Source organism: Sphingobium sp. TCM1 (genome assembly GCF_001650725.1).
Classification (GTDB): domain Bacteria; phylum Pseudomonadota; class Alphaproteobacteria; order Sphingomonadales; family Sphingomonadaceae; genus Sphingobium.
On sequence record NZ_LXVX01000004.1, the window covers coordinates 43,392 to 61,009 of the forward strand.

General features: G+C 63.8%; 19 protein-coding genes. 9 read left to right on the plus strand and 10 right to left on the minus strand.

The features are described 5' to 3' along the window. Positions 1–6: 6 nt before the first annotated feature. The 4 genes from A7Q26_RS03975 to A7Q26_RS03990 all read right to left on the minus strand — a co-directional run bounded on the left by A7Q26_RS03975 (position 7) and on the right by A7Q26_RS03990 (position 3,677). Complete coding sequence (locus A7Q26_RS03975; protein ID WP_066856862.1) at positions 7–486, minus strand: PaaI family thioesterase; 480 nt, start codon at positions 484–486, stop codon at positions 7–9. A gap of 13 nt (positions 487–499) precedes the next feature. After that, positions 500–1,294 carry an SDR family oxidoreductase gene (locus A7Q26_RS03980; protein WP_066856865.1) on the minus strand — a complete coding sequence of 265 codons (795 nt, stop codon included), beginning with the start codon at positions 1,292–1,294 and terminating at the stop codon, positions 500–502. A gap of 185 nt (positions 1,295–1,479) precedes the next feature. Next, positions 1,480–2,643, minus strand: a complete 1,164-nt coding sequence (locus tag A7Q26_RS03985; protein WP_066856868.1) for an acetyl-CoA C-acetyltransferase — start codon at positions 2,641–2,643, stop codon at positions 1,480–1,482. Between the two features lie 50 nt (positions 2,644–2,693). Next, entirely contained in the window at positions 2,694–3,677 is a 984-nt protein-coding gene (locus tag A7Q26_RS03990; protein ID WP_066856871.1) for an NAD(P)H-dependent flavin oxidoreductase, read from the minus strand. A gap of 127 nt (positions 3,678–3,804) precedes the next feature. Between A7Q26_RS03990 and A7Q26_RS03995 the strand changes: the two genes are divergently transcribed. From A7Q26_RS03995 to A7Q26_RS04015, 5 genes are read left to right on the plus strand one after another with little or no spacing between them, the layout of a single operon-like run. After that, positions 3,805–4,776: an NAD(P)H-dependent flavin oxidoreductase gene (locus A7Q26_RS03995; protein ID WP_084438990.1), complete on the plus strand. Its 972-nt coding sequence runs from the start codon at positions 3,805–3,807 to the stop codon at positions 4,774–4,776. Beyond that, positions 4,773–5,204 carry a nuclear transport factor 2 family protein gene (locus tag A7Q26_RS04000; protein ID WP_066856877.1) on the plus strand — a complete coding sequence of 144 codons (432 nt, stop codon included), beginning with the start codon at positions 4,773–4,775 and terminating at the stop codon, positions 5,202–5,204. Before A7Q26_RS03995 ends, A7Q26_RS04000 begins: the two co-directional genes overlap by 4 nt. Positions 5,205–5,215: 11 nt before the next feature. Next, on the plus strand, positions 5,216–5,995 hold the full coding sequence (locus A7Q26_RS04005; RefSeq protein WP_066856880.1) for an enoyl-CoA hydratase-related protein: 780 nt from the start codon (positions 5,216–5,218) through the stop codon (positions 5,993–5,995). Beyond that, positions 5,995–6,984 carry an NADPH:quinone oxidoreductase family protein gene (locus A7Q26_RS04010; RefSeq protein WP_066856882.1) on the plus strand — a complete coding sequence of 330 codons (990 nt, stop codon included), beginning with the start codon at positions 5,995–5,997 and terminating at the stop codon, positions 6,982–6,984. The genes A7Q26_RS04005 and A7Q26_RS04010 overlap by 1 nt, the downstream gene beginning before the upstream one ends. After that, positions 6,981–7,769, plus strand: a complete 789-nt coding sequence (locus A7Q26_RS04015) for an alpha/beta fold hydrolase (RefSeq protein WP_066856884.1) — start codon at positions 6,981–6,983, stop codon at positions 7,767–7,769. Before A7Q26_RS04010 ends, A7Q26_RS04015 begins: the two co-directional genes overlap by 4 nt. 5 nt (positions 7,770–7,774) lie before the next feature. On the opposite strand, the gene A7Q26_RS04020 is transcribed toward A7Q26_RS04015, so the two are convergent. The 4 genes from A7Q26_RS04020 to A7Q26_RS04035 form a co-directional block, all read right to left on the minus strand. After that, on the minus strand, positions 7,775–8,854 hold the full coding sequence (locus A7Q26_RS04020) for a DUF2889 domain-containing protein (RefSeq protein WP_084438991.1): 1,080 nt from the start codon (positions 8,852–8,854) through the stop codon (positions 7,775–7,777). Further along, positions 8,851–9,921, minus strand: coding sequence for an acyl-CoA dehydrogenase family protein (locus tag A7Q26_RS04025; protein WP_066856886.1), 1,071 nt, complete (start codon positions 9,919–9,921; stop codon positions 8,851–8,853). Before A7Q26_RS04025 ends, A7Q26_RS04020 begins: the two co-directional genes overlap by 4 nt. Next, positions 9,918–11,114, minus strand: coding sequence for an acyl-CoA dehydrogenase family protein (locus tag A7Q26_RS04030; protein WP_066856888.1), 1,197 nt, complete (start codon positions 11,112–11,114; stop codon positions 9,918–9,920). The genes A7Q26_RS04025 and A7Q26_RS04030 overlap by 4 nt, the downstream gene beginning before the upstream one ends. A gap of 160 nt (positions 11,115–11,274) precedes the next feature. Further along, the gene (locus tag A7Q26_RS04035; protein WP_084438998.1) at positions 11,275–12,072 is read right to left on the minus strand and encodes an enoyl-CoA hydratase-related protein; all 798 of its coding nucleotides are present in this window, start codon (positions 12,070–12,072) and stop codon (positions 11,275–11,277) included. 203 nt (positions 12,073–12,275) lie between these two features. Here A7Q26_RS04035 and A7Q26_RS04040 point away from each other — a divergent pair, with 203 nt between their 5' ends. Both A7Q26_RS04040 and A7Q26_RS04045 read left to right on the plus strand, forming a co-directional pair. Continuing rightward, positions 12,276–12,707 (plus strand): Zn-ribbon domain-containing OB-fold protein, encoded by a 432-nt coding sequence (locus A7Q26_RS04040; protein WP_066857067.1) that lies wholly within the window; start codon positions 12,276–12,278, stop codon positions 12,705–12,707. Beyond that, the gene (locus A7Q26_RS04045) at positions 12,704–13,891 is read left to right on the plus strand and encodes a thiolase family protein (protein WP_066856894.1); all 1,188 of its coding nucleotides are present in this window, start codon (positions 12,704–12,706) and stop codon (positions 13,889–13,891) included. The genes A7Q26_RS04040 and A7Q26_RS04045 overlap by 4 nt, the downstream gene beginning before the upstream one ends. A gap of 13 nt (positions 13,892–13,904) precedes the next feature. On the opposite strand, the gene A7Q26_RS04050 is transcribed toward A7Q26_RS04045, so the two are convergent. After that, on the minus strand, positions 13,905–14,789 hold the full coding sequence (locus A7Q26_RS04050) for an HpcH/HpaI aldolase/citrate lyase family protein (protein WP_066856897.1): 885 nt from the start codon (positions 14,787–14,789) through the stop codon (positions 13,905–13,907). 6 nt (positions 14,790–14,795) lie between these two features. Next, positions 14,796–15,593, minus strand: a complete 798-nt coding sequence (locus A7Q26_RS04055; protein ID WP_232313681.1) for a FadR/GntR family transcriptional regulator — start codon at positions 15,591–15,593, stop codon at positions 14,796–14,798. A 128-nt stretch (positions 15,594–15,721) separates the two neighbouring features. On the opposite strand from A7Q26_RS04055, the gene A7Q26_RS04060 reads away from it, so the two are divergent. Then, positions 15,722–16,516, plus strand: a complete 795-nt coding sequence (locus A7Q26_RS04060) for an enoyl-CoA hydratase/isomerase family protein (protein WP_066856900.1) — start codon at positions 15,722–15,724, stop codon at positions 16,514–16,516. Beyond that, positions 16,501–17,304: an SDR family oxidoreductase gene (locus tag A7Q26_RS04065; protein ID WP_232313677.1), complete on the plus strand. Its 804-nt coding sequence runs from the start codon at positions 16,501–16,503 to the stop codon at positions 17,302–17,304. The genes A7Q26_RS04060 and A7Q26_RS04065 overlap by 16 nt, the downstream gene beginning before the upstream one ends. Positions 17,305–17,618 lie beyond the last annotated feature (314 nt).

Consider the following 17,618-nt stretch of genomic DNA (forward strand, 5'->3'; position numbering starts at 1 on the left):
TCGGCATCATGGCAGCGGGCCGGTCTGCTCGAGGTCGATGGGCGGTGCAGGGGGGCCGATGCGGAATATGCCGCTGCCGCGCGCGGTCAGTTCGCCATTCACCTCCAGCGTCCCCTGAATGAAGACCATGCGCTTGGTCGCGCGCAAGACCTGCGCCCGTCCTTCGACCCAATCTCCCAGCTTCGGACCGGTCAGATAGTCGATGCCCATCTGAACGGTCAGCAGGAAGCGTTCCTCGAACCCCGCCACATAGCGCGCCGTCAGTGGCAGCACGATGTCGAACATCGTCGCCACCCATCCGCCATGCGCGATACCCATGGGATTGCACAGATGCGGCAGGATGCGGCACCCGAACGTGACTTCGCCGTCGGCACGGCGTGCATAGACCGGACCGTTATGGCCCAGAAAGCCATCGGAAAAGGATATAGGGACGAAACCGGGCGGCGGATCTTGCGCCGCCGCCCTTTCCTGGATGCTTTGCGCCATAGGGACGGGGCGCTTAGCGCGGCGGCATTCGGATGGCGCCATCAATGCGCAGATTCTGGCCGTTGAAATAGCTGTTCCTGACCAGTTCGACGATCAGCGAACCAAACTCTTCCGGCTTGCCGAGACGCTTGGGGAAGGGCACCGACTTTTCCAGATTCTCGAAGATCTGCGGCGCCGTGTCCTTGACCCCCAACATGGGCGGGGTGGCAAAGATGCCCGGCATGACCGAATTGACGCGGATGCCCAGTTCCATCAGGTCACGCGCCATCGGCAGGACCAGGCCATTGACGCCAGCCTTGAGCGACCCATAGGCCACCTGACCAACCTGACCGTCCTGCGCCGCTGCCGAGCTGGTCAGCACGATCGCGCCGCGCTCGCCATCTTCGTTCAGCGGCTCGGCGGAGGCCATGCCCAACGCCGAAATCGACGCCATGCGGTAGCTGGCGATCAGGATGCCCTGCGCGCCAAACGCATAATCTTCCGTCGACAGCCGCTTGAAGCCGCCGGTGTCGCGGTCGCGGGCAACCGTCTTGCCGCCCTTCGACACCTGCGCGCAATGAATCAGCGCCCGCTCCTGCCCATGGGCGGCGCGCGCCTTTTCAAAGCCGGCCAGCACCGAATCCTCGTCCAGAATGTTCACCTTGCAGAACAGGCCGCCGATGTCACGCGCGACGGCCTCACCCGCTTCCTCGTTCAGATCGAAGATCGCAACCTTCATACCCGCATCGGCGAGCGCCTTGGCCGATGCCTTGCCCAGGCCCGATGCGCCGCCGGTAACAATTGCGGCCAATTCATTCGTGATCTGCATGGCGAAACGCCCCTTTTCGTAAGAATCTATCAACAACCTATATAACTAGGTTTGCTACTGGTAAAGCCTGCTCTGACCTACCCCTCAAAGTCATCGCACCTTGTAAAAAAGCCGACGCTCCCTTGCACCGGAGCGCCGGCTCAGCTTTGGGAGAGGAGATATGGCCAGGCCGTTCTCCTTCCCGTTCAGAGCGCCTCGACGATGGTGACGTTGGCGACACCGCCGCCTTCGCACATCGTCTGGAGCCCGTATTTCTTGCCCTGCGCCTTGAGCGCGTAAACGAGCGTCGTCATCAATTTCGTACCCGACGCGCCCAGCGGGTGGCCCAGCGCGATCGCGCCACCATTGACGTTGAGCTTGGCGGGGTCGGCATCCTGGTGCTTGAGCCAGGCCATCGGCACCGGGGCGAAGGCTTCGTTGACTTCATACAGGTCGATGTCGCCGATCTTGAGACCCGAGCGGGCAAAAGCCTTGTCGGTCGCGAACAGCGGCTCTTCGAGCATGACCACCGGGTCGCCGGCGGTCACGGTCATGTTCACAATGCGCGCCAGCGGGGTCAGGCCATATTCCTTGACCGCCTTTTCCGATGCGATCATCACCGCCGATGCGCCGTCGGTGATCTGGCTCGACGTTGCGGCGGTAATGACGCCGCCTTCGACCAACAGCTTGACCGCCGCCATACCTTCTGGCGAGGCGTCCCAGCGGATGCCTTCGTCGATCGTGTGCATTTCGCTGACGCCATCGGCGCCGACTATCTCCAGCGGCAGAATTTCCGCATCGAACGCCCCCGCCTTGGTCGCGCGCTGGGCGCGCAAATGGCTTTCCAGACCATAGGCGTCCAGCATGTCACGGGTGAAGCCCCATTTCTTCGCGATCATCTCCGCACCGCCGAACTGGCTGAAGTTCTGGATGCCGAACCGGTCCTTGATCGAGGCCGGGAGCGGGTCGGATCCTTCGGGCGAGAGGGCGGCCGACCCCATGGGCACGCGCGTCATGCTTTCGGTGCCTGCCGCGATGACGATGTCCTGCGTGCCCGACATGACCGCCTGCGCCGCAAACTGGATCGCCTGCTGCGAGGAACCGCACTGGCGATCGATGGTGACCGCCGGCACGCTGAGCGGCAGGCCGGACGCCAGCACGCAGTGTCGGCCGACATGCAGAGCCTGCTCGCCCGCCTGGGTAACGCAACCAACGATGACGTCGTCCACAGCTTCGCCCGGCACGCCGGCCCGCGCGACGACCGCGTCGAGGACCTTTGCGCCGAGATCGACCGGGTGCCAGCCGGCAAGGCGGCCACGGCGACGTCCACCGGCGGTACGGACGGCGGCTACGATATATGCTTCTGCCACTTCACTTGCTCCTGAAAGGGATGGGATGGAATAGGATGGGACGTCGGCGGTCAGCCCGCCAACATGCCCGACAGGCGCGTGTTCACGATCGCCGTGGCGTCAGCCACGATACGGTCGATCAGTTCCCGACAGGTCGGGATGTCGTGGATCAGGCCCTGGATCATGCCGGCCCAGAAGATGCCGGCATCCATGTCACCCTCTTCCAGGACCACCCGGCCCTTGGCCCCGGCCACATAAGCCTGCACGTCCTTGAAGGTCGCGTCCGGCTGCGCCAGGATTTCGACAACCTTGTCCGACACCGCGCTCTTGCCGACGCGGGCGGTGTTGTGGAGCTTGCGGAAAATCAGATTCGTGCCGCGCTCGTCATTGTCGATATAGGCCTGCTTCACATTGGGATGGATTGGCGCCTCGACAGTGGCGCAGAAGCGCGTACCCATGTTGATGCCCTCCGCACCCAGCGCCAGCGCTGCGACCAGGCCACGCCCGTCGCCAAAACCGCCCGATGCGAGCATGGGGATCGTAACCTTGTCGGCTGCGGCGGGGATCAGGATCAGGCCGGGAATGTCATCCTCGCCCGGATGCCCTGCACATTCGAAACCGTCGATCGAGATCGCGTCCACACCCTTCTTCTGGGCGGACACGGCATGACGCACGGCCGTGCATTTGTGGATGATACGAACATCCGCCGCCTTGAACATTTCCCAGATTTCCGCGACCGCAGGCGTTCCGGCAGTTTCGACCGCCTTGATCCCCATGTCGATGATCGCCTTCGCATAGGCCTTGTAATCAGGTGCGTTGATCGTCGGGAAGACGGTCATGTTCACGCCGAAGGGCTTGTCGGTCATCGACCGGCAACGCTCGATCTCCTTCTTGAGGTCATCGGGCGTGGGTTGGGTCAGACCGGTCAGGATCCCGAAGCCGCCCGCATTGGACACCGCGGACGCCAGTTCTGCGCGGCCCACGCCCTGCATACCGCCCTGAACGATAGGATGTTCGATGCCGAGCATCTCGGTGATACGTGTCTTGAAAGCCATATGTTTGCCCGTCCCGCTCCACTTTTGCTGCAAAGCCCCTCGACGGGCTTATCGCACCTAGTTACCTATGATGTGGAAAAAGCGCTAGCCACTTTGGTGCGCCACGACAATGGGGAAGGATGACGGCATGTCCATCGACTGGTCACAACTGGCATTGCCGGTGATGCAGGCACCGATGCTGATCTGTTCCAGCCTGGAACTGGTGATTGCGTCGTGTCGCGCAGGAATTATCGGAGCCTTTCCGAGCGGCAACCCGCGCGGCGATCATAGTCTCGACAGCTGGCTGTCGGCGATTCGCGAAGCGGAGGCCGAATCGCTGGACAAGGGCGAGCGCTTCGCCCCCTTCTGCGTCAATCTGCTCGCCAGCCGCGCGATCGACCAGCAGACCCGCGCCGACCGGCTCGCGACCTGCCGCAAGGCCAGGGTGCCACTGATCCTGACCAATCTGGGCGACCCCCGCGCCGAAGTCGAAGCCGCGCACGAATGGGGCGGCATCGTTTTCCACGATGTGACCACCATGAAGTTCGCGGAAAAGGCAATCGCATCGGGCGTCGATGGGTTGATGCTGGTCAGCGGCGGTGCGGGCGGCCATGCCGGCACGCTCAACCCCTTTTCCTTCCTGCCGCAGGTGCGGCGCATGTTCGACGGTACGATCATGCTGGCGGGCGGCATCGCCGACGGCAACGGGATCGCGGCAGCGCTGGCGCTGGGCGCGGACCTGGTGGTGATGGGCACGCGATTCATCGCAACTAAGGAATCAGGGACGTTCGACGCGCACAAGACTATGCTGGTCGAGTCGCGCGCTGAGGACGTGCTGTTCACCGACGCCATCGCCGGGATGCCGGCGAGCTTTCTGCGCCCGTCGATGATCGCCAACGGACTGGACCCGGACAAGCTGCCGCCGCCCAAGGGGATGCACACGCCCGACCTGCCCGAAGGACTGCGCGCATGGAAGCATATCTGGTCAGGCGGACATTCCACAGGACTGATCGACGACGTGCCGAGCGTTGCGGACCTGGTCGGGCGGCTGGGGCAGGAATTTGCGGCGGCGCGCCACCCTGGCGACTGGCGCGCGGCGCTGGCGCGGAGCCTGACATGACCATCGAGGAGATGCTGGACCGCGAGGCGATCCGCCTGCTGATGGCGACCTATACGATCAACGGCGATCGGGGCCGCATCGACGGGCTGGTCGATGCCTTCGCCGATGATGGCATATTGGAGTTTTCGGGCGAACAGAGCCACGGACGGAGCGCGATTGCGCAACGGTTGGGGACGCCGGACCGACCGCGTGACCCACAGCACAGCTTCACCCGGCACAATCTGACCAGCTCGCTTGTGGAACTGGCGGGCGAAACCGCGACAGGCCGAACCTATTTCCAGGTCATGACCGACATCGGCCTCGATCATCACGGCCATTATGCCGATCGTTTCGAGCGGACGGGCGCGGGTTGGAGGATCGCACATCGCCAAGTGCGGATCGACTGGCAATCGCCCGACTCGCTCTACCCGCCCTTCCCGAAACGCTAAGGAGACGAACCATGGAGTTCATCACCGTCGACAAGGCCGATCGCGTGACCACAGTGACCCTGAACCGCCCAGAGGTAATGAATGCCATAAACGGTCGGATGCATCATGAATTGCAGGCCGCGTTCGATGATTTCGCCAGCGACTGCGAACAGTTCGTTTGCATCGTAACAGGCGCGGGCGAGCGCGCCTTTTGCGCTGGATCGGACCTGAAGGCCGTGGCCGAGCGCGGCGAGCATCCGGTCTATCCGGCCAGCGGCTATGCCGGGCTGATCGAACGGTTCGACTGCGACAAGCCGATCATCGCGGCGGTCAACGGGCTGGCGCTGGGCGGCGGGTTCGAGGTGGCGCTGGCCTGCGACATCATCATCGCGGCGGACCATGCGAGCTTCGGCCTGCCCGAACCGCTCGTCGGCGCGATCGCCTTTGGCGGCGGGCTGCACCGACTGGCACGCGAGATCGGCACGAAGCAGGCGCTGGGCATGATCCTGACATCGCGGCGGGTGAGCGCGCAGGACGGACTAAGGATGGGCTTCGTGAACGAGGTCGCGCCGCCAGAGGCGTTGATGGCAACGACACATCGCTGGGTCGCGGAGATTTTGCGTGCCTCCCCCATGGCGGTGCGCGCGTCCAAGCAGGTCGTCCATCGCGGGCTGGATGAAGCGAGCCTGGCCGCCGCGCTGGCCAACCAGGCCGATTATCCTGCCTATGTCGCCTGGCGCGAGGCGGAGGACACGAAGGAAGGGCCGCTCGCCTTCGCACAGAAGCGCGCACCACACTGGAAGGGATGCTGATGAGCCGGGCGGTCGTCATCCGGGCGTTCGGGCCGCCCTCGGGCTTTTCGCTGGAGGAGCATGATCCCGGCGTACCGGGACCCGGAAGGGTCCGCATCGCCATCCGCGCGGCGGGCATCAGTTATGTCGACGTCCTGGTCGCGGCGGGGCTGTACCAGTTGAAGCCCACCCTTCCCTTCGTCCCTGGCAGCGAGTTTTCCGGGGTGATCGAGGCCGTCGGCGAGGGCGTCGATCCCGCACGTATCGGCGAGCGGGTGCTGGGCAGCGCCTTCGGCGCGGCCATCGGTGAAGCTTGCGTCATTCCAGCCAAGCTCGCCCTGCCGCTCCCCGACGCGATGGATTTCGTGACTGCGTCGGTGTTTCGGGTCAGCTACGCCACCGCCTATCATGCGCTGGTGCAACGCGCGCGGCTGCAACCAGAAGAAACGGTCTGCGTGCTAGGTGCAGGCGGCGCGGTCGGCTATGCCGCGATCGAAGTCGCCAAGGCGCTGGGCGCCAGGGTGATCGGATCGGCTTCGACCGCAGACAAACGCGCGTTGGCGACGCGGGGCGGGGCTGACGCGGTGATCGATGCCGCGTCGCCCAGCTGGCGCGACGACCTGAAGGCAGCCAATGCGGGCAAGCCGGTGGACGTGATCGTCGATCCGGTGGGGGGTGAAGCGACCGAACCGGCCTTCCGCTCCCTGGCCTGGAACGGGCGGCATCTGGTCATTGGCTTTGCCGGCGGCTCAATCCCAAGGCTGCCGGTCAATCTCGCGCTGCTGAAGGGCGCTTCGCTGATCGGCGTCGATGTGCGCCAGTTCGGGGATTATGAGCACGCGCTGGCGGAGGCCAATGTGCAGGCGCTGCTCGCCCTTTTCGCACAGGGCAAGCTGCACCCACCCATCGCCCGCACCTATCCGATCGACGATTTCGTCGCTGCAATGGAGGAAGCCCAGCGCGGCGTCACCGCCGGGCGCATCGTCATCACCATGGCCGCGCCACAATGATCCGCACGATCGCGGTCGAGGGCGCGAGGCTGGTCTATGAAGATGTGGGTAGCGGCGATCCGCTTCTGTGCGTTCATGGCTTTGGCGGCAGCCGGGCAAGCTGGGAGCCGATATGGCGGACCATCACTGCCGGTCGGCGGGGACTGAGGCTCGACCAGCGCGGCTTCGGCGAGTCGATAGCGAGCGCTGCTGTGGACTATAGCCACGCCGACGATCTGCTGGCGCTGATGGACGATGCCGGTGTTGCGCGATGCGACCTGATCGGATTTTCGCTGGGGGGTGCGGTATCTCTGCAATTTGCTCTCGATCATCCCGAACGGGTGCGCCGACTGGTGCTGATCGCGCCTGCGCTGTTCGGCTGGGACTGGTCGGAGGCGTGGCGATCCGAATGGCGGGCGGTCACGACTCACGCGCGGGCCGGCGATATGGAGAGCGCGCGCCGTCGATGGCTCGCGCACCCGATGTTCACCGCGGCAATGCGCAATCCTGGACACGCTGCAATCATGCGCGAAGAAATCGCCCTGTTCCCCGGCCAGCAATGGGTCGAGGCAGATGGGCAGCGGCCAACGGGTTCCGACCTTGAACGGATAGACATACTTGCCATGCCCTGTCTGTTGCTCACAGGCGAGCAGGACGTGACCGACCTGCGCGAGATCGCCGACCTGCTGCCTGTGCTGTCGGACCAAGTCCAGCGGCTCGACTATCCCGGCTGCGGCCACATGCTGATGCTGGAGGCCTCCAATCGCGTTGCGGCCGATATCAACAGGTTCCTGGCCACGGGCTGATCATTTCAGCCTTCCACGGGATCGGGCAGATGGCTCGCCAGCGTCGGCACTTCGGCCAACGCGCGCAGCATGTCGTTGAGATGTGTGCAGCCCGCGGTCTTGCGCAGCGTAAGCAACACTTCATTGCGCAGATCAACGAGCGGCACGCCTACAAGTGCGTCGACATTGACCGGCGCGGCGCGACACTCCTTGTACGGCAGGGTGCCCGGTCGCGCGACGACGCTGCGCAAGCACTGGGTTGCGGCGTCGGCCGTCGCAGTGAGTCGATATTCGTGAATCGCGATCCGGTCCCCGCCATCGGGCGCGCTGGCGCTGTCCTGAAAGCCGGATTCGACGTGAATGACATCGCCTTCACGCCAGACGTCGATGCGCCGGGCACGGCGAAAGTTCACCCCACCCCGATCAATCAGCGGATGCCAGCCATCGGGATCTTCAGGGTTGACCAGCGATGGAACGCGCGAGGCATTCTGGTCCGGCACGGGCCTGCCGCCGATGGACAGGGCGTCCGAACCCGGCCGGAAGCCGATGCAGATGCCTTCCATGCGCGCCGCATGGTCTGCTCGTTCCTGCACCGAAAGGCGCGACATCCAGTCCTGGGTCCAGCGCGACCAGGCCCAGCCGCCCACCAGCGACGCGCCCGCCAGATCGTCGAGCAGCAGGTAGAGCGGTGTGCCGCCCCGCTTTTCGCCAGGTAGCGCCTTGTCGATTTCCGCGCGCAGATAGCCGCCCGCTCGTGCGCCGGACAATTGGGCAAGTTCGGGACGCGGCGGCGTGCTGGTCACCGAAAGCATCACCCGGTGTTCGGCGACCACGTCGATGTGGGCCGTCGCGACGATGGCCGGCTTTGGGACAGGCCCGCCTCCCTGCCATTCCGTAACGATATCGCGCGCATCACCGGCAAAAATCACGTCGCCATCCTGGCCATCCGGCCAGGTCGCGTCGAGCGTCATCGTGCGGCGTACCGACCCCGGCCGGCGCAGGGGAGACGGCCCCCAGGGCTGGCTGACTGGAACGTCGAACAGCGGCAACGGCGCGCCCGAGAGCGCCACGCCGTGGGCCCCCGGTTCAATGGCAATGTCGCTCACCAGCCCGCCAGATCGGCCGCTCGCGCGCGATGCACGGTGGGACTGCCCAGATAAGCGCGATCGAAGAGCGAGCGGCGGAACCAAGTGTTGAGGCTATATTCCCACGTATAGCCGATGCCGCCATGCGCCGCCACCGCGGCGCGGGCCACGGACACGTAGCGATCGGCGATATGCGCCTTGGCCATCGCCGCCGCGCGTGCGGCATCGTCCTGCTGGCTATCCCAGGCATAAGCGGCATACCACATCAGGGCGCGGGCAGGCTCGACCTCCAGCGCCATCTGCGCCAACTGGTGCTTGAGCGCCTGAAAGCGGCCGATCGCGACACCGAACTGTTCACGTTCCTTTGCATAGGCAACGGACAGGTCGAGGCAATATTGCGCGCCGCCGAGCGCGTCGGCCGAGGCCAGCACCAGGGCCGCATCGAAAATGCGCGCAACGCGCGCATCTCCGGGTTCGAACAGGACGGAAGCAGGCGCGCCGTCGAACGTCACGGCAGACAGGCGGCGCGTGCGATCAGCGGACTGCACGGCCTCCACGACGACTCCGGCACCCTTTTCGATCAGCGCCAGCCCGCCGCCCTGCGTGCCAACCAGGATCAGATCCGCCGCTTCCGCGCCGGGCACGAAACCGATAACGCCGCTCGCCTTGCCGCCCGCCACTGTCACGGCCCAGCTGTCGGGCAGCCAATTGCCGCCGAACGCCACGGTCGCTACGGTTTCGCCACTGGCGATCTTACCGAGCCAGGCCTCCCTGGCGTCCGCGTCATCGGCCAGATTGAGCGCCAGCCCCGCGAGGCAATGCTGAAGAACGGGGCCTACCACACCGCCCTGGCCCAAAACTTCGATGCCCATGGCGAGATCGACCAGGCCCAGCCCCGCGCCGCCCACGCTTTCGGGCAAAGCGAGGCCTCCAAGGCCCAGCGCCATCAATGCGTTCCAGCTCTCGCGATCGAAATCGCCGCCGTCATTGACGATCTTTTCAAGTCGTTCGCGCGGCATCGCATCCTCCAACGTGCCCTTGAGCGCGTCCTGGATCGCCAGTTGCTCTTCGGTCGGATGGAACCTCACTTGTCCGCCTCCATGGCCAGGTCGCGCGGCAGGCCAAGGCCACGCTCCGCGATGATGTTGCGTTGAATATTGGTTGTGCCGCCGGCAATGGAATTGCCAAGCGTGCCCATGATCTGGTCCAGCCATTTTTCCGGGCCACGGCCACGGGTGCCCGCAGAAGCGGGTTCGATCAGCGCATGATCACCGATCAGCTCCTGCGCCAGCAGCGCCATCTCATGCCCGGTTTCAGTCAGCAGCAACTTCATCATGAGGCCGACGAGGCCGGGTTGTTCCTGCGCGGCGGCAAGACTGAACAGACGAAAGCTGGAATAGCGGTGCGCCATCACCCAGCCTTCGATCTTCGTCAGCGCATCACGCACCTTCGCGTCCTTGATCGCAGGCTGGCCGTCAATCTCCATCTCCTGCGCCAGCTCGACCAGCTTGCGGAAGGTGCCACCCAGCGCATCAGCCGAGCCGATGGACGCGCGCTCATGTTTGAGCGTGGTGCGCGAGACATTCCAACCATCGCCCCGCTCGCCAACGATCCAACTCGCCGGGGTCCGGGCATTGTCGAAGAAAAATTCGTAGAAGCCCGCCTCGCCCGTCATCTGGCGGATCGGCCGGCGGGTGACGCCGGGCTGATTCAAGTCCAGCATCAGATAGGAAATGCCGCCATGCTTGGACGCGTTGGGCTCCGTGCGAAACAGGCCGAACATGTGAGTCGCGCGGTCGCCCTGGCTCGTCCAGATCTTCTGCCCGTTGATGACCCACTCGTCACCGACCAGTTCGGCCCGCGTGCGGACCGACGCCAGGTCGGACCCGGTGCCGGGCTCGGAATAGCCCTGCCCCCACATCATGTCGCCGGCCATCGTCTGACGGATGAACATGTCCTTCTGCTCGGGCGTGCCCTTTTCCAGCAAAGTTGGGACCAGCATCGACATGCCGTTGCCGCCAATCTCCATCGGAGCACGGGCGCGGGCGAACTCTTCGCGGATGACCTGCGCCTTGACCACGTCGGCCGGCTGCTCCGATCCGCCATATTGTTTTGGAATCGCGCGATAGAGATAGCCCGCATCCGTCGCCTTGGTCCGGAAATCGCGGATGAAGGTCTTCAACTCATCCTTGCGCCGTTCGCCTGGCTGCCATGCGCCTTTCAGGAAGCTGCGCACCTCCCGGCGAAAGGTCTCGGCGCCTTCCCCATAGCTCAAATCCATCTGACCCATTCTCCCAGGGCTGTCGTTCAATCGCGTTGCCACGTCTGCCATGACACTTCTTATACAACTTAGTCAAACAACTCTGCACGAGCCGGCAGGAAAGTCGGCGATGCAGGGCTACCACGCCACGCATGACTGACCTGATTGCGGTCTCCGGCGGTCAGGCGCCCTTTGCCTCCTGCATCGCCTTGTAGATCTGCGCCGTGGCGGTGGTAGACAGCCCCATGTTCAGCGCCTCATGATCCAGCGCGGTTTCGAACGCACTGTCCTCGGCGATATTGAGGTTCGACTTCATGTACCGATACCCCATGCGCGGACCGTTGGCGAGACGGTGCGCCGCCTTGAGCGTTTCCGCACGCAGCACGGCATCGTCGAAGAGACGGGTGTAGATGCCCTTGGCCAGCGCGGATTCGGCGTCATATTTCTCGCCCAGGAAAAAGATTTCACGCGCGACGCCCGAACCCACTATCTTGGTCCAGAAATAGCTGGAGCCGAAATCGCCACCGGCGCCGATCCGGTCGAATGCAGACAGGAAGGTGGCCGATCGGCCGGCGAACCGCAAATCGCAAGCCCCGGCGATGCCGATCCCCGCGCCTGCCACCGGGCCGTTCACCATCGCGATCGTCGGTTTGGGCATTTCATGCAGCAGGCGGGAGGTTTCCATGTAACCGCGCAGGCGGGCGAACCCCTGCTCCACGCGGCCGCCCACATCATTGTTCGCGGGAAGCGGCTTGTGCCCGCCCCCCTTGAGATCGCCTCCTGCGCAGAAGCCGCGCCCCGCGCCCGTTACGACCACACAGCCCACCGTGGGATCGCGCGCCGCATCGGCGGTCGCGTCGGCCAGCAAGGTCATGATGCCGTCGGCCAGCGCATTGAGTTTGTCGGGCCGGTTCAACGTGATGATGCGAACGCCGCCCTCATTATCCACCAGCACCTCGGGGGCCTGTGCTTCGTCCATCTCTGCCACGCGTCCGGTCTCCATATGATTTGACGGCCCATGCCTATCATGGTTCACTAGGTGATACAGCATAAAGCGCAAGATACTTGGTTCGCGGGAGGGGAATTTGACGGCGATGACGCACAAACCATCGTGCACGATGATCCTGCTTGGCGACGGGATTTGCGACGAACTGCTTTTGGCGCGAATGGGGCGGGCGCGCGATGACCGATAAGATCCTCCGTCCGCTGCCCGCGACCGATCGCGACACCCTGCCCTTCTGGACCGGCGGGAAGGATGGCAGGCTGCTGATCGAACGATGTAATGATTGCCATTATCTCATTCATCCGCCGACCGGCTTCTGCCCCCAATGCGAAGGGCGCGATACGGCGCCCCATGCGGTGTCCGGGCGCGCCACGATCGAGAGCTTCACGGTCAATCACAAGCAATGGATGCCCGGCCTCACCGTGCCCTATGTGCTGGCGCTCGTCGCGCTGGAGGAAAGTCCCGAGGTGCGACTCGCCACCAATATCGTCGGTTGCGCGCCGCACGAGGTGGAGATCAACATGCCGGTCACGGTGCGCTTCGAGCAGGTGGATGATCTTTGGGTGCCGCTATTTGCGCCCATATCCGCAGCGGTGGAGCATGACGCATGACCGCCTATGCCGAAAAACAGACTGCGATTACAGGAATCGGGCAGTCGAAAATATCGCGCGGGGCGGACAAGTCCGCGCTTGGCCTGACGATCGACGCGGCTTTGGGGGCGATCGCGGACGCAGGCCTGACCCGCGCCCACATAGACGGCATGGCGACCTGGCCAGGGGACCGGGCGGATGGATCGGGCTTTTCCGATGTCGGCATTCCAGCCTTGCAGGATGCGCTGCGGCTCAAGCTGGGCTGGTATTCCAACGCTGCCGAAACGTCGGGGCAGTTCGGCGCGCTGTTCAACGCGATCGGCGCGATCGCATCCGGACTATGCCGCCACATACTCATATTCCGCACCATGTATGAAGCGACCGCGCGCAAGGCGGGTTTTGCCAACGCGCTGAATAGGCCTGGCGATCGAGTGCGCGGCCCCTTCGCCTGGTATGCGCCCTATCACACCTATGCCGCCGCGACCCAGCAGGCGCTCATGTTTCAGCGTTACGTCCATGAATCGGGTATCAAGCCCGCGCAGGTCGCACAGATCGCGATCAACGGCCGGCGCAATGCGAGCCGCAATCCTGCGGCCATCTATCGTACGCCGATCGACATGGATGATTATTTCGCCTCTCCGATCATCTCCACGCCGTTGCGCTTGTTCGACTGCGACGTCCCGATCGACGGTTCGACGGCCATAATCCTGAGTCACATCGACGCGGCGCGCGACGGGCCACATCCCGTTACCCATATAGAAGCGATCGGCAGTTCCATGCAGTATCGCAACAGCTGGACCCAACTCGACGCACTCGCCACCCAGGCCCAGCCCAAAGTGGCGCAAATGATGTGGAACCGCACCGACCTCAAGCCCGCCGACGTCGACGTCGCTGAACTTTACGACGGATTCAGCTTCCATACTATCAACTGGTTGGAAAACTTCGGCTTTTGCGGTCGGTATGAAGCGGGTGACTTCATCGGCGACGGCAGCCGTATCGCGCTCGAGGGCGATCTCCCGATCAACACCAACGGCGGCGCGCTGTCCGCCGGACGGATGCACGCCTATGGGCAGGTGCATGAAGCGTGCGTGCAGTTGCGAGGGCTGGGCGGCGACCGGCAGGTCAATGGCACGCCACGCGTCGCAGCCCTATCGACCGCTGGCGGGCCTCTGGCGGGATGTTTCCTGTTGGTGCGTGCCAATTGAGCCGCACCTGCGATCAGCGAAGGCCGGCCTGTTCAAGCAATTTCTGGGCGCGCGACAGAAAGGGCCGGTCGAGCATCCCGCCCCTGTAACCTATGGCGCCGGTGCCCGGACTGGCAGAGAAAAGATCAACGATCGCTTGCGCTTCCGCGATTTCCGCGTCTGTTGGGCTGAACGCTGCGTTGATCACATCCACCTGTGCAGGATGGATCGCCAACATGCCTCGATACCCTTCGCGTCGCACCCTTTCCGCCCGCATCTTCAGGCCGTCAAGATCGCGAAAATCGCTCTGTATCGTATCTATCGCCGTCACCCCGGCTGCAGCCGCGCCCAAAAGACATAAGGACCGCGCCAGTTCATAGGTAAAACCATAGCTGCCGTCGGAATTTCGATTCGTGGTCGCGCCGAGCGAATCAGCCAGATCCTCACTGCCCCATGTCAGCGCCACGACACGCGGCGCCCCCTTATAGTCGCCGGTATGGAACATCGCTTGGGCAGTTTCGGTCACCAGCGCGATCACCGGGGTCGATCCCGGCGCGATGCCATTCGCCGCCTCCAACGCAGAGAGATAATGGTCCAGCCTTTCCACATCCTGCCGTCCGTGAACCTTGGGCAGCATGATCCCGCCGGGCCGTTCGGGCATGATCGCAACCAGATCATCAAGCGTATAAGGGCCATCCAGCGGATTGACCCGGACCCACAATCTTTCGTGCCCGTCCGCCCGCGTCTTCAGAACGGCGCAAACAGTTTGACGAGCGATAGCCTTTTTTTCGGTCGCGACAGCATCTTCCAGGTCGAACAGGACGATGTCGGCCGCACTGTCCACCGCCTTGGCCATTTTGCGATCATCATCGCCCGGCACGAATAGCCAGGACCGCATCGGCAAAAGGGACGCAGCCATGATCGCCTAATCCAACACGTCGATCAGGCTGTCGGCTTGGTCAGGCTCCAGCCAGGACTTGTTTGCATTGATAACATGCAGACGCCAATGCGCTTCCGCTTTGTCGCCATCGCCCGCTTCGATCAGCGCCACCAGCTTGCGGAAGGACCGAATACCGCCCAGCGATCGCTTGCGCTGGATCTCGTCCGAAACGGCGCGCCTCTCGAGATGCTCGACCTGATATCGGGCCACCACGCCATGCAGGATGGTCGTGAGGAACAGCAGCGTCTGATTGCCCCCCAACTCGACCAGAATACGATGGAACTCAGCCAGACCGATCATGAAATCGACATAGCGGGCTTCCTCGACCATCGCCTGCAACCGATCGATTTCACTCGTCAGTCGGCCGACGACATCCTTGGGCGGCTTTTCCGCCAGGCGCCGTGCAATATAAGGCTCAATCGCGAGCCGCGCCTCGTAGATGTCGCCGACGGTCGTACCCTGGGACTGCAAAACGAATCCTGCGTAACGCGACACGCTTTCGACGCGCGGCGCATGAACCCGGGCACCGGTACGCGACCCGCGACCGACGCTGATGAGCATTTCGGCTTCAAGGATGCGAAACGCCTCTCGCAACGTGGGGCGGGATATCCCCAGCGTCACCATCAATTGGCCTTCGGGCGGTAGAAAATCGCCCTCCTTCAGCTCGCCGCGCACAATGCGCTTGCGAATATGATCAGCAACAACTTCGGATGTCTTGGGCACGCGAATAGGCCCGGCTGCCGGCGGCGCCGGCACCTGTTCAGTTGTCATCTCGTTACGCACGCGGGACAAATTCATCTCCCCAAAAAGGTAAACCTTGTTCTAAAACCGGCGGCCGGAGCTTGGCAAGCTTGCACATATCGTTACGGCGGAATAAGGCCTATCTAACCTAGTTATAGTGGAATGTCCCGATGGAATATGAAACGATCATCGTCACAAAGGCCGATCATGTGGCCACCGTCACGATCAACCGACCCGAAGCGCTGAACTCCTTTACCAAACGGATGCTGGAAGAGTTCGACTATCTGTGGAAGGATATATCGGCCGACGATGATGTTCATTGCGTCGTGCTGCGGGCAGCGAAGGGGCGGGCTTTCTCGACGGGCGTGGACGTCAAGGACAGCCAGACGCCCGAAGGCAAGATCATGCACGACAATATCTGGACCGCGCAGGATCCTGGCGACTTCCTGGGCCCCAAGGCCAATCGCTGCTGGAAGCCAGTGGTCTGCGCCGTGCACGGCATGGCTGCGGGCGGCGCCTTCTACTGGATCAACGAGAGCGACATCATCATCTGCTCGGACGAAGCGACCTTCTTTGACCCCCATGTCACCTATGGCATGACGTCGGCGCTGGAACCCATCGGTGCAACCTATCGGATGCCATTGGGCGACGTACTGCGCATGGCCCTCCTCGGCAATGACGAGCGGATCGGCGCGGAGACCGCGAAGCGCATCGGATTGGTGAGCGAAGTCGTCACGCTGGAGCGGCTTTGGGAGCGGGCTGACGAACTGGGGCGGCAGATCGCGGCCAAGCCGCCCGCTGCCACGCAGGGCACAGTGCGTGCGATCTGGGAGTCGCTGGACCAGACCCGTACCGGCGCGCTCCAGACGGGTCTCAAATATTGTTTTCTCGGCAACCCCATCGGGACCGCGCAGGTCGATCGCTGGGCAATCATGAACAATGCCAAGAAGTGGGAAATTCGCTGAGCGCGTCGACCGACAGATCAGGGCGTGTCGCCGGCAAAAAGGCACTGGTCACCGGCGGTGCGCAAGGCCTGGGCGCGGCGAGCGCCTGGATGCTCGCGCGCCATGGTGCCAAGGTCGCAATCGCTGACCTGAACCTGTCCGGCGCCGCCGCCCTGGCGGACGCGATCAATGTGGAACTGGGCGCCGGCACAGCCTGCGCCTTCTTCCTCGACGTCACGGACGAGGAAGGGTGGCGACCGGTCATCGACGCGGCGGCGGCGGCGATGGGCGGCCTGTCAGTACTGGTCAACAACGCCGGCATCGCGCCCATGGGCACGATCGAGGATATGCCGACCGACCTCTGGGACCGGACCATGGCGATTAATGTCGACAGCGTCTTCTTCGGCAGTCGCGCCGCACTGCGCGTGATGCGTGACCATATGCCCGGATCGATCGTCAATATCTCGTCGATCGCGGGGATGATCGCGAGCGCCAACTTCGTAGGCTACAATACGTCCAAGGCGGCCGTGTGGATGCTCAGCAAATCCATTGCCCTCTACTGCGCACGCGAAGGCCTCGATATACGGTGCAACTCGGTGCACCCTACCTTTGTCAACACGCCGTTGCTGGACGGCATCGGGCGTGGGACGCAGGAAGAGCGGCTCGCCAAGCTCGCGCGGCAGATCCCGATCGGTCGTGTCGGGGAACCCGATGATGTCGCCTATAGCGTCCTCTATCTCGCGTCCGACGAAAGCCGGATGATGACGGGCGCCGAACTCAAGCTGGATGGCGGCATTTCGGCGATGTGAGGTATCCGGCCGGACAGCGCGCTGGGACCAATCGAACGGGTTACCGGAGGCGGCACCTGTCCCGACGGCGCGGTCGTCATCGCGGGCAGACTCGTCATCGTGGTCAAGCGGGCCGGGGGACGGATCAGGCGCTGCTGGAGCGGCCCTACCGACGCTATTGCCGTCGGGCGGAAGGCGTCGCGGTCAGACGAAAGACCCGCCCTATGTTGCCAAACTTGCAGGCTTAACCCGTGAGCAAGCGGCAACCGGACGGATCCCGGCCCAAGGCAACCCCGCGATGCTCGCGCTGCGACGATCCGCGCCATGGTCCAGTT

Bases quoted from the DNA above. Each gene is read 5' to 3' on its own strand.
- A7Q26_RS03975 (WP_066856862.1), bottom strand. From the start codon at position 486: ATGGCGCAAAGCATCCAGGAAAGGGCGGCGGCGCAAGATCCGCCGCCC.
- A7Q26_RS03980 (WP_066856865.1), bottom strand. From the start codon at position 1,294: ATGCAGATCACGAATGAATTGGCCGCAATTGTTACCGGCGGCGCATCG.
- A7Q26_RS03990 (WP_066856871.1), bottom strand. From the start codon at position 3,677: ATGGCTTTCAAGACACGTATCACCGAGATGCTCGGCATCGAACATCCT.
- A7Q26_RS03995 (WP_084438990.1), top strand. From the start codon at position 3,805: ATGTCCATCGACTGGTCACAACTGGCATTGCCGGTGATGCAGGCACCG.
- A7Q26_RS04000 (WP_066856877.1), top strand. From the start codon at position 4,773: ATGACCATCGAGGAGATGCTGGACCGCGAGGCGATCCGCCTGCTGATG.
- A7Q26_RS04005 (WP_066856880.1), top strand. From the start codon at position 5,216: ATGGAGTTCATCACCGTCGACAAGGCCGATCGCGTGACCACAGTGACC.
- A7Q26_RS04010 (WP_066856882.1), top strand. From the start codon at position 5,995: ATGAGCCGGGCGGTCGTCATCCGGGCGTTCGGGCCGCCCTCGGGCTTT.
- A7Q26_RS04015 (WP_066856884.1), top strand. From the start codon at position 6,981: ATGATCCGCACGATCGCGGTCGAGGGCGCGAGGCTGGTCTATGAAGAT.
- A7Q26_RS04030 (WP_066856888.1), bottom strand. From the start codon at position 11,114: ATGGATTTGAGCTATGGGGAAGGCGCCGAGACCTTTCGCCGGGAGGTG.
- A7Q26_RS04035 (WP_084438998.1), bottom strand. From the start codon at position 12,072: ATGGACGAAGCACAGGCCCCCGAGGTGCTGGTGGATAATGAGGGCGGC.
- A7Q26_RS04040 (WP_066857067.1), top strand. From the start codon at position 12,276: ATGACCGATAAGATCCTCCGTCCGCTGCCCGCGACCGATCGCGACACC.
- A7Q26_RS04045 (WP_066856894.1), top strand. From the start codon at position 12,704: ATGACCGCCTATGCCGAAAAACAGACTGCGATTACAGGAATCGGGCAG.
- A7Q26_RS04050 (WP_066856897.1), bottom strand. From the start codon at position 14,789: ATGGCTGCGTCCCTTTTGCCGATGCGGTCCTGGCTATTCGTGCCGGGC.
- A7Q26_RS04060 (WP_066856900.1), top strand. From the start codon at position 15,722: ATGGAATATGAAACGATCATCGTCACAAAGGCCGATCATGTGGCCACC.